We start from the raw sequence: 9,021 nt of genomic DNA on the forward strand, positions 1-9,021 counted from the left end.
AATGGGCTAGGAGTCCGTCAAGACGATGCACAGGCAGTGCAGTGGTATCGTAGGGCTGCAGAGCAAGGGCATGCCCAAGCCCAAGTCTTGTTGGGCGTGATGTATGAAAATGGACAAGGCGTCCGTCAAGACTATGCACAGGCAGCGCAGTGGTATCGTAGGGCTAAAGAACAAGGGGCTGCAGAAGCCTAAAATAATTTGGGCATAATGTATGCCGAAAGGTGCGGAGTGTGCCAAGACCTTGCGCTCGCTCAAGAATGGTTTGGTAAGGCTTGTCAAAACGGAGACCAAGACGGCTGCGACATTTACCAACGCCTGAAGGCGGGTTATTGAACAGCTCGCGATGCCGTCTGAAAGCGGCTTGAGCAGGAGCGGACATCCCCCCTGCACAATATGATTTGTTTTAGGACAAAACCAAAATGACTTTTCAAAACAAAAAAATCCTCGTCGCCGGACTTGGCGGCACGGGTATTTCCATGATTGCCTACCTGCGTAAAAACGGCGCGGAGGTTGCCGCGTATGATGCGGAGCTGAAACCGGAGCGCGTGTCGCAAATCGGTAAGATGTTTGACGGGCTGGTGTTTTACACGGGTCGTTTGAAAGATGCGCTGGACAACGGTTTCGATATTCTGGCGCTCAGCCCCGGCATCAGCGAGCGGCAGCCGGATATCGAGGCGTTCAAGCAAAACGGCGGACGCGTGTTGGGCGACATCGAATTGCTGGCGGACATTGTGAACCGCCGCGGCGACAAGGTGATTGCGATTACCGGCAGCAACGGCAAAACCACGGTAACGAGCCTGGTGGGCTATCTCTGCATCAAGTGCGGGCTGGATACCGTTATCGCGGGCAATATCGGCACGCCGGTTTTGGAGGCGGAATTGCAGCGCGAAGGCAAAAAGGCGGACGTGTGGGTGTTGGAGCTTTCCAGTTTCCAACTGGAAAACACTGAAAGTCTGCGCCCGACTGCGGCGACGGTGCTGAACATTTCCGAAGACCATCTCGACCGCTACGACGACTTGCTCGACTATGCGCATACCAAGGATAAGATTTTCCGTGGCGATGGCGTGCAGGTTTTGAATGCAGACGATGCGTTCTGCCGTGCGATGAAACGCGCCGGGCGCGAGGTGAAATGGTTTTCGTTGGAGCACCAAGCCGATTTTTGGTTGGAACGCGAGACAGGCCGACTGAAACAAGGCAATGAAGATTTGATTGCCACGCAAGACATTCCGTTGCAAGGTTTGCACAACGCCGCCAATGTGATGGCTGCCGTGGCTTTGTGTGAGGCCATCGGTTTGCCACGAGACAAGTTGCTCGAATACGTCAAAACCTTCCAAGGCCTGCCGCACCGCGTGGAAAAAATCGGCGAGAAAAACGGCGTAGTGTTCATCGACGACAGCAAAGGCACGAACGTCGGCGCGACCGCCGCCGCGATTGCCGGTTTGCAAAATCCGCTCTTCGTGATTTTGGGCGGCATGGGCAAAGGGCAGGACTTCACGCCCTTGCGCGATGCGCTTGTCGGCAAGGCAAAAGGTGTGTTCTTGATTGGTGTCGATGCGCCGCAAATCCGCCGCGATTTGGACGGCTGCGGCTTGAATATGACCGACTGCGCCACTTTGGAAGAAGCCGTTCAGACGGCATACGCCCAAGCCGAAGCGGGAGATATCGTGTTGCTCAGCCCGGCTTGTGCAAGCTTTGATATGTTTAAAGGCTATGCGCACCGTTCGGAAGTGTTTATCGAAGCGTTCAAAGCTTTGTAAGGCCGTCTGAAAGATGAAAGTCGGGTTGGAAATCGGCTTGTTGGCAGTCGTGCTTTCGGCTGTCGCCGCTTTGGTGTTTTGGTTTGCCGCGCCGATTCGTTCCACGACAACCGTTACCATGCCAAGTGAAGCGCCGTTGCCTAAAAATGCGGTTATCGACAGATTGGTTGTGCATAAAAGCAAGCGCACCATGTCGGCGTACTCGCAAGGCAAGTTGCTGAAAACCTATCCTATTGCGCTGGGCAAGCAACCAGTCGGGCATAAACAGTTTGAAGGCGACGGCAAAACGCCCGAAGGAAAATACCGCATCAATGAGCGTAATCCCAACAGCGGCTACCATAAAAACCTCGGTGTTTCCTATCCCAATGAAGCCGATAAAGCCTACGCAGCGGCACAAGGCAAAAGCCCGGGCGGGTTGATTAAAATCCACGGCATAAAAAACGGCTGGGGTTTTATCGGTAAAAAACACCTGCAAAAAGACTGGACCAACGGCTGCATTGCGGTAACGGACGAGGAAGTCGACGAACTCTACCGCAGTGTGAAACACAATGCGGAAATTGAGATTCTGCCGTAGGTTTTATGTCTGTTGAAGTGATGGGCAGGTTGGAACGGGTAGTCGATTGCTTGTCAGGCCGTCTGAAAAGCTCGGTAGGGCAGGGGACTTGATACTGAGATTTTTATCTAAAATAAGCCGCCAATCCTTCCTAAGGATAGGTCAACACGTTTTCTCTTTTCTAACCGTAGATTCTGAATTGTTGGTTTGGAAATAAACCTTTAAAATAACGTTAATTCATTTTTTCAGACGGCCTCTTGCCCATTAGCAGGCCGTCTGAATATTTTATTCAAGCCGTTACGGATGTTTTCATGATTAGTCTTTCCAAAATGCTTGACCGGCCGATTGCGCGCGATGGTCGGAAGTTTGATGTTTCTCTCTTGTGGATGGTCGTCTTAATGACGGTCTTCAGCCTGATTATGATTTATTCGGCTTCTATTGCGTATGCGGCATCGGAAGGGGGCAGCCAGTTTTCTTTTGTGTCTAAGCAGGCAATGTTTATCCTGTTTACGGTGGCTATATGCTTGCCGCTTTTCCTGCTGAAGATGAGCTTCTGGCGGCGGATTATTCCGTTTTATTTTGCTGTTTCAGGTTTGCTGTTGTTGCTGGTTTTGTTTGTCGGCCGCGAGATTAACGGTGCGACGCGCTGGATTCATATCGGACCGCTCAATTTGCAACCGACTGAATTTTTCAAATTGGCGACGGTCTTGTATTTGTCCAGCCTGTTTACGCGCCGTGAAGAAATGTTGCGTGATTTGGATTCTTTGGGTTGGTCGTCTTTGTTTACCGGTATTGGCGATTTGGTGTGCAGCCCCTTTAAAAGTGAAGCTTGGGTAAGGGTAAAGGAACGCTTCCGCAAGTTTAAGACCTTGATTCTGCCGATTATGTTGGTGGCGGTCGGTTTGGTTTTGATTATGGGTCAGCCGGACTTTGGCTCGTTTGTCGTGATTGTCGTGATTACCATGGGTATGCTGTTTTTGGCAGGCTTTCCGTGGAAGTATTTTGCCGTATTGGTGGCGACCGTTGTGAGCGGTATGGGCTTGTTGATTTTGGCTGCGCCTTACCGTATGGCGCGTGTGGCAGCGTTTTTGGACCCTTGGAGCGATCCTTTGGGTAAAGGCTATCAGCTGACGCATTCCTTGATGGCGATTGCGCGCGGCGGCTGGTTTGGCGAGGGCTTGGGTGCGAGTTTGGAAAAACGTTTCTATCTGCCTGAAGCGCATACGGACTTTATTTTTGCCGTTATTGGCGAGGAATTTGGCTTTGTCGGGATGCTGGTTTTGGTGTTCTGCTACGGCTGGCTGGTGTGGCGTGCGTTTTCCATCGGCAAGCAGGCGCGTGATTCGGGCTTGATGTTCAGTGCGTATATTGCCAACGGTATCGGTATTTGGATTGGTATTCAAAGTTTCTTCAATATCGGTGTAAACATCGGTATCCTGCCTACTAAAGGCCTGACTTTGCCGTTTATGTCTTACGGTGGTTCGGCTGTCTTTATCATGCTGGTGTGCATTACTTTGTTATTGCGCATTGATTATGAAAACCGCCAAAAAATGCGCGGTTATTCGGTGGAGTAAAACCATGAGCGGTAAAACTTTTATGCTGATGGCCGGCGGTACGGGCGGCCATATTTTCCCTGCATTGGCGGTTGCCGAGTCGCTGCAAAAGCGCGGCCATCATGTGATTTGGCTGGGCAGTCAGGATTCGATGGAAGAGCGTATCGTGCCGCAATACGGCATACGCTTGGAAACGCTGGCCATTAAAGGCATACGCGGCAACGGAATCAAGCGCAAGCTGATGTTGCCGTTTACGCTGTATAAAACCGTCCGTGCGGCGCAACAGATTATTAAGAAACACCGTGTCGAGTGCGTTATCGGTTTTGGCGGTTTTGTTACTTTCCCCGGTGGCTTGGCGGCAAAAATTTCCGGTGTGCCGATTGTGATTCACGAGCAAAACGCCGTAGCCGGTTTATCCAACCGCCAACTGTCGCGCTGGGCAAAACGTGTTCTGTATGCTTTCCCCAAAGCCTTTCAACATGAAGGCGGATTGGTGGGTAATCCTGTCCGTGCCGATATTGCGGCATTGCCTGTTCCTGAAGAACGCTTTGAAAACCGTCAAGGCCGTCTGAAAGTTTTGGTGGTGGGCGGCAGTTTGGGTGCGGATGTGTTGAACAAAACCGTTCCGCAAGCTTTGGCATTATTGCCTGAGGCTGCCCGTCCGCAAATGTATCATCAGTCCGGACGCAATAAATTGGGCAACCTGCAGGCGGATTACGATGCGTTGGGTGTGCAAGCCGAGTGCGTGGAATTTATTACCGATATGGTATCCGCCTACCGCGATGCTGATTTGGTAATTTGCCGTGCCGGCGCGCTGACGATTGCCGAGCTGACTGCTGCCGGTTTGGGTGCGTTGCTGGTGCCGTATCCGCATGCGGTAGATGACCACCAAACAGCCAATGCGCGTTTTATGGTGCAGGCCGAAGCCGGTTTGCTGCTGCCGCAAACTCAACTGACGGCAGAAAAACTGGCTGAAATCCTCGGTGGATTAAACCGTGAAAAATGCCTGAAATGGGCGAAAAATGCCCGTACCTTGGCGTTACCGCACAGTGCGGACGATGTGGCGGAAATTGCCATATCTTGTACCGAATAAGCAGGCAGACTTTGTTCAAGGCCGTCTGAAAAGTTAATTAACGGCGTTTCAGACGGCCTTTATTGCTTTTGTTAAAATTCCTTTACAATAAAAGCATAGCGCAGAAGCGGATAGCCCTTTAAAATAACGCCTTTACGCACTAAAAACCAACCGGAACGCAACGTTATGATGAAAAATCGAGTGACCAACATCCATTTTGTCGGAATCGGCGGCGTCGGCATGAGCGGTATTGCCGAAGTTTTACACAATTTGGGCTTTAAAGTTTCCGGTTCGGATCAGGCGCGTAATGCCGTTACTGAGCATTTGAGCGCTCTCGGCATCCAAGTTTACCCAGGTCATACTGCCGAACACGTCAATGGCGCCGACGTAGTTGTTACCTCTACTGCCGTCAAAAAAGACAATCCCGAAGTCGTTGCCGCGTTGGAACAGCAAATCCCCGTCATTCCGCGCGCGTTGATGTTGGCAGAATTGATGCGCTTCCGCGATGGTATCGCCATTGCCGGTACGCACGGCAAAACCACAACCACCAGTCTAACTGCTTCTATTCTCGGCGCGGCAGGACTTGACCCGACTTTCGTTATCGGCGGCAAGCTCAACGCCGCAGGTACCAACGCCCGCTTGGGTAAAGGTGAATACATTGTTGCCGAAGCCGACGAATCCGATGCTTCTTTCCTGTATCTGACGCCGATTATGTCCGTCGTGACCAATATCGACGAAGACCACATGGACACTTACGGCCACAGCGTTGAGAAACTGCATCAGGCGTTTGTGGATTTCATCCACCGTATGCCGTTTTACGGTAAGGCCTTCTTGTGTATCGACAGTGAACACGTCCGTGCGATTTTGCCCAAAGTGAGCAAGCCTTACGCCACTTATGGCTTGGACGATACCGCCGATATCTACGCAACCGACATCGAAAACATCGGCGCGCAAATGAAATTTACCGTTCATGTCCAAATGAAAGGACATGAGCAAGAGCCGTTTGAGGTTGTTTTGAATATGCCCGGCCGCCACAACGTTCTTAATGCGTTAGCGGCTATCGGTGTTGCGCTGGAAGTTGGAGCATCAGTTGAAGCCATCCAAAAAGGCTTGCTCGGCTTTGAAGGTGTCGGTCGCCGCTTCCAAAAATATGGCGACATCAAATTGCCAAACGGCGGAACTGCGCTGCTGGTGGACGATTATGGCCACCATCCTGTCGAAATGGCGGCAACTCTGGCCGCCGCACGCGGCGCATACCCTGAAAAACGTTTGGTCTTGGCTTTCCAACCACACCGCTATACTCGCACACGTGATTTGTTCGAAGATTTCACCAAAGTCCTCAATACCGTCGATGCGCTGGTGTTGACCGAAGTTTATGCCGCAGGTGAAGAGCCGATTGCCGCAGCCGATTCCCGCGCCTTGGCGCGCGCCATCCGCGTATTGGGCAAACTTGAGCCGATTTACTGCGAAAATGTTGCCGACCTGCCGCAAATGCTGCTGAATGTTTTGCAAGACGGCGATGTCGTGTTGAATATGGGTGCCGGCAGCATCAACCGCGTTCCGTCTGCATTGGTGGAATTGTCGAAACAATCATAATAAACAGGCATATTTGCCTTTGAGGACACATAGGTCGTCTGAACAATATTTCAGACGGCCTGTATCAGTATTTAAGAAAGTAGAAATTATGCAGTATTTTGGCAAAGTGGCCGTATTGATGGGCGGCTTCTCCAGCGAGCGCGAAGTTTCTCTGGACAGCGGCGCCGCTATTTTGGCTGCCTTGAAAAGCAAAGGCGTCGATGCCCATGCGTTCGACCCCAAAGAAACCCCGTTGTCTGAATTGAAAACACAAGGTTTTCAGACGGCCTTCAATATTCTGCACGGTACTTTCGGCGAAGATGGCGCGGTTCAAGGCGCGTTGGAACTGATGGGTATTCCTTACACCGGCAGCGGTGTGGCCGCTTCCGCGCTGGGTATGGACAAATACCGTTGCAAACTGATTTGGCAGGCCGTGGGCTTGCCTGTTCCTGAGTTTGCTGTATTGCATGACGACAGCGACTTTGATGCTGTTGAAGAAAAATTGGGCCTGCCGATGTTTGTGAAACCCGCCGCAGAAGGTAGCAGCGTCGGTGTGGTAAAAGTCAAAGAAAAAGGTCGTCTGAAAAGCGTTTACGAAGAATTGAAACATTTGCAGGGTGAAATTATTGCCGAACGCTTTATCGGCGGCGGCGAGTATTCTTGCCCGGTATTGAACGGCAAAGGCCTGCCGAGCATTCATATTATTCCGGCTACTGAGTTTTACGACTACGAGGCTAAATACAACCGCGACGATACGGTTTATCAATGCCCATCGGAAGATTTGAGCGAGGATGAGGAAAACCTGATGCGCGAACTCGCCGTGCGTGGCGCGCAGGCAATTGGTGCGGACGGCTGTTCGCGCGTGGACTTCCTGAAAGATACGGACGGTAAGTTGTATCTTTTGGAAATCAATACCTTGCCCGGCATGACCAGCCACAGTTTGGTGCCAAAATCTGCAGCCCATACCGGCGTAGATTTTGCTGATTTATGTATTGAGATTTTGAAGACCGCTCATGTGGGATGATGCAGGCGCACTGGGTCGGCTGACCCGCCGGCTATTGTTGCTGATGGCCTTTCTACTGATAGGTTCGGGCATAGCTTGGCTTTACAATTCCAAATATTTTCCTGTGAAACAGATTGCCATTCAGGGCAAGCTGAAATATGCTTCCGGCAAAGAATTGCAAACTGTTGCACGAGAGCATATCAGGGGTAATATGTTCCGCGCCGATATTGATTCGGCACAGGCCGCTTTTCAGGAGTTGCCTTGGATTGACTCGGCAATGGTACGCCGCCGTTTTCCGGAAACAGTGGAAATTATCCTGACCGAGCGCGTGCCGGTTGCGCATTGGCGCGCTGGCGGCTTGGTCGACAGTAAGGGCAATGTGTTTGCCGCAAGCCTGAAACAGGACCTGCCTATATTTGAAGGGCAGCAGGGGACAGGCAAAGACATGGTCAAACATTATGCGGACTTTTCCGGTATTTTGAGTCCGTTGAAACTGACCATCAAAGAATTGATCTACACGCCGCGGTCGGCATGGCTGCTTGTATTGAACAACGGCATTACCGTGCGTTTGGGGCGTGAAAATGAAATCAAACGTTTGCAGCAGTTTGCCCAGATTTGGCCATCGTTGCTGCGTAAAAAACAAAGTCGTATCGAGTATGTCGATATGCGTTATAAGGATGGTTTTTCAGTCCGTTACAGGCCGTCTGAAAATCCTTCCGACAGTGAATAGCCGATTAGACGTGAAGCAATCTTGTTTCAAAAATAATCAAACCGTCAGTCAGACAACATAGCGAACGAGCAATTATGGAACAACAACAAAATAAATATATCAGTGCCTTAGACATTGGTACGTCCAAGGTCATCGCCTTAATCGGCGAGATTCGGGAAGATAATGAAATTCACATTGTCGGCTTGGGCCAAAGCCCTTCACGCGGCCTGCGTGCAGGTATGGTGACCAATATCGACGCTACTGCGCAAGCCATTCGTCAGGCGGTAGAAGATGCCGAGTTGATGGCAGATACCAAAATTTCCCATGTTGTCACCGGTATTGCCGGTAACCATATCCGCAGCCTGAACTCACAAGGCGTGGTCAAAATTAAAGATGGCGAAGTATCGCAAGCCGACATCGATCGTGCCATCGAAACAGCCAAAGCCATCAATATTCCGCCTGATCACAACATCTTGCATACCGTGGTTCAAGAGTACATCATCGACAACCAACCCGGTGTGAAAGAGCCTATCGGCATGAGCGGCGTGCGTTTGGACACCCGTGTACATATCATTACCGGTGCGAACACTGCTTTGCAAAATATCCAAAAATGTATCCAACGCTGTGGTCTGCAAATGGATCAAATCATGCTTCAGCCTTTGGCAAGCGGTCACGCCGTTTTGACTGAAGACGAAAAAGATTTGGGCGTGTGCGTCATCGATATCGGTGGCGGTACAACCGACATCGCGGTTTATACCAATGGCGCCATCCGCCATACCGCGGTTATTCCCGTTGCCGG

General features: G+C 51.1%; 9 protein-coding genes. All 9 read left to right on the forward strand.

The features are described from left to right. Window positions 1-192, forward strand: a 192-nt coding sequence (locus Q1M25_RS05830; protein WP_300482813.1) for a tetratricopeptide repeat protein, incomplete at its 5' end; no start/stop codon positions are given. A 227-nt stretch (window positions 193-419) separates the two neighbouring features. After that, the gene (gene murD / locus Q1M25_RS05835; protein WP_300482816.1) at window positions 420-1,757 is read left to right on the forward strand and encodes a UDP-N-acetylmuramoyl-L-alanine--D-glutamate ligase; all 1,338 of its coding nucleotides are present in this window, start codon (window positions 420-422) and stop codon (window positions 1,755-1,757) included. A 13-nt stretch (window positions 1,758-1,770) separates the two neighbouring features. After that, the gene (locus Q1M25_RS05840) at window positions 1,771-2,331 is read left to right on the forward strand and encodes a L,D-transpeptidase family protein (RefSeq protein WP_300482820.1); all 561 of its coding nucleotides are present in this window, start codon (window positions 1,771-1,773) and stop codon (window positions 2,329-2,331) included. Window positions 2,332-2,621: 290 nt separating this feature from the next. After that, a complete protein-coding gene (locus tag Q1M25_RS05845; protein ID WP_107723745.1) occupies window positions 2,622-3,884 on the forward strand; it encodes an FtsW/RodA/SpoVE family cell cycle protein in 1,263 nt (420 codons plus the stop codon). Between the two features lie 4 nt (window positions 3,885-3,888). Further along, a complete protein-coding gene (gene murG / locus Q1M25_RS05850; protein WP_063076124.1) occupies window positions 3,889-4,956 on the forward strand; it encodes an undecaprenyldiphospho-muramoylpentapeptide beta-N-acetylglucosaminyltransferase in 1,068 nt (355 codons plus the stop codon). Window positions 4,957-5,121: 165 nt separating this feature from the next. Continuing rightward, window positions 5,122-6,531: a UDP-N-acetylmuramate--L-alanine ligase gene (gene murC / locus Q1M25_RS05855; RefSeq protein WP_063069306.1), complete on the forward strand. Its 1,410-nt coding sequence runs from the start codon at window positions 5,122-5,124 to the stop codon at window positions 6,529-6,531. A gap of 88 nt (window positions 6,532-6,619) precedes the next feature. Continuing rightward, on the forward strand, window positions 6,620-7,534 hold the full coding sequence (locus tag Q1M25_RS05860) for a D-alanine--D-alanine ligase (RefSeq protein WP_150536891.1): 915 nt from the start codon (window positions 6,620-6,622) through the stop codon (window positions 7,532-7,534). Beyond that, a complete protein-coding gene (locus Q1M25_RS05865; RefSeq protein WP_036493404.1) occupies window positions 7,524-8,243 on the forward strand; it encodes a cell division protein FtsQ/DivIB in 720 nt (239 codons plus the stop codon). Before Q1M25_RS05860 ends, Q1M25_RS05865 begins: the two co-directional genes overlap by 11 nt. Window positions 8,244-8,317: 74 nt before the next feature. Then, on the forward strand, window positions 8,318-9,021 hold a 704-nt coding region (ftsA, locus tag Q1M25_RS05870; protein WP_300482830.1), incomplete at its 3' end, for a cell division protein FtsA.

Origin of the sequence: uncultured Neisseria sp. (assembly GCF_951230505.1) — a bacterium.
Lineage (GTDB): Bacteria > Pseudomonadota > Gammaproteobacteria > Burkholderiales > Neisseriaceae > Neisseria.

Coding starts and splice junctions, on each gene's coding strand:
- murD (WP_300482816.1), top strand. CDS start 420: ATGACTTTTCAAAACAAAAAAATCCTCGTCGCCGGACTTGGCGGCACG.
- Q1M25_RS05840 (WP_300482820.1), top strand. CDS start 1,771: ATGAAAGTCGGGTTGGAAATCGGCTTGTTGGCAGTCGTGCTTTCGGCT.
- Q1M25_RS05845 (WP_107723745.1), top strand. CDS start 2,622: ATGATTAGTCTTTCCAAAATGCTTGACCGGCCGATTGCGCGCGATGGT.
- murG (WP_063076124.1), top strand. CDS start 3,889: ATGAGCGGTAAAACTTTTATGCTGATGGCCGGCGGTACGGGCGGCCAT.
- murC (WP_063069306.1), top strand. CDS start 5,122: ATGATGAAAAATCGAGTGACCAACATCCATTTTGTCGGAATCGGCGGC.
- Q1M25_RS05860 (WP_150536891.1), top strand. CDS start 6,620: ATGCAGTATTTTGGCAAAGTGGCCGTATTGATGGGCGGCTTCTCCAGC.
- Q1M25_RS05865 (WP_036493404.1), top strand. CDS start 7,524: ATGTGGGATGATGCAGGCGCACTGGGTCGGCTGACCCGCCGGCTATTG.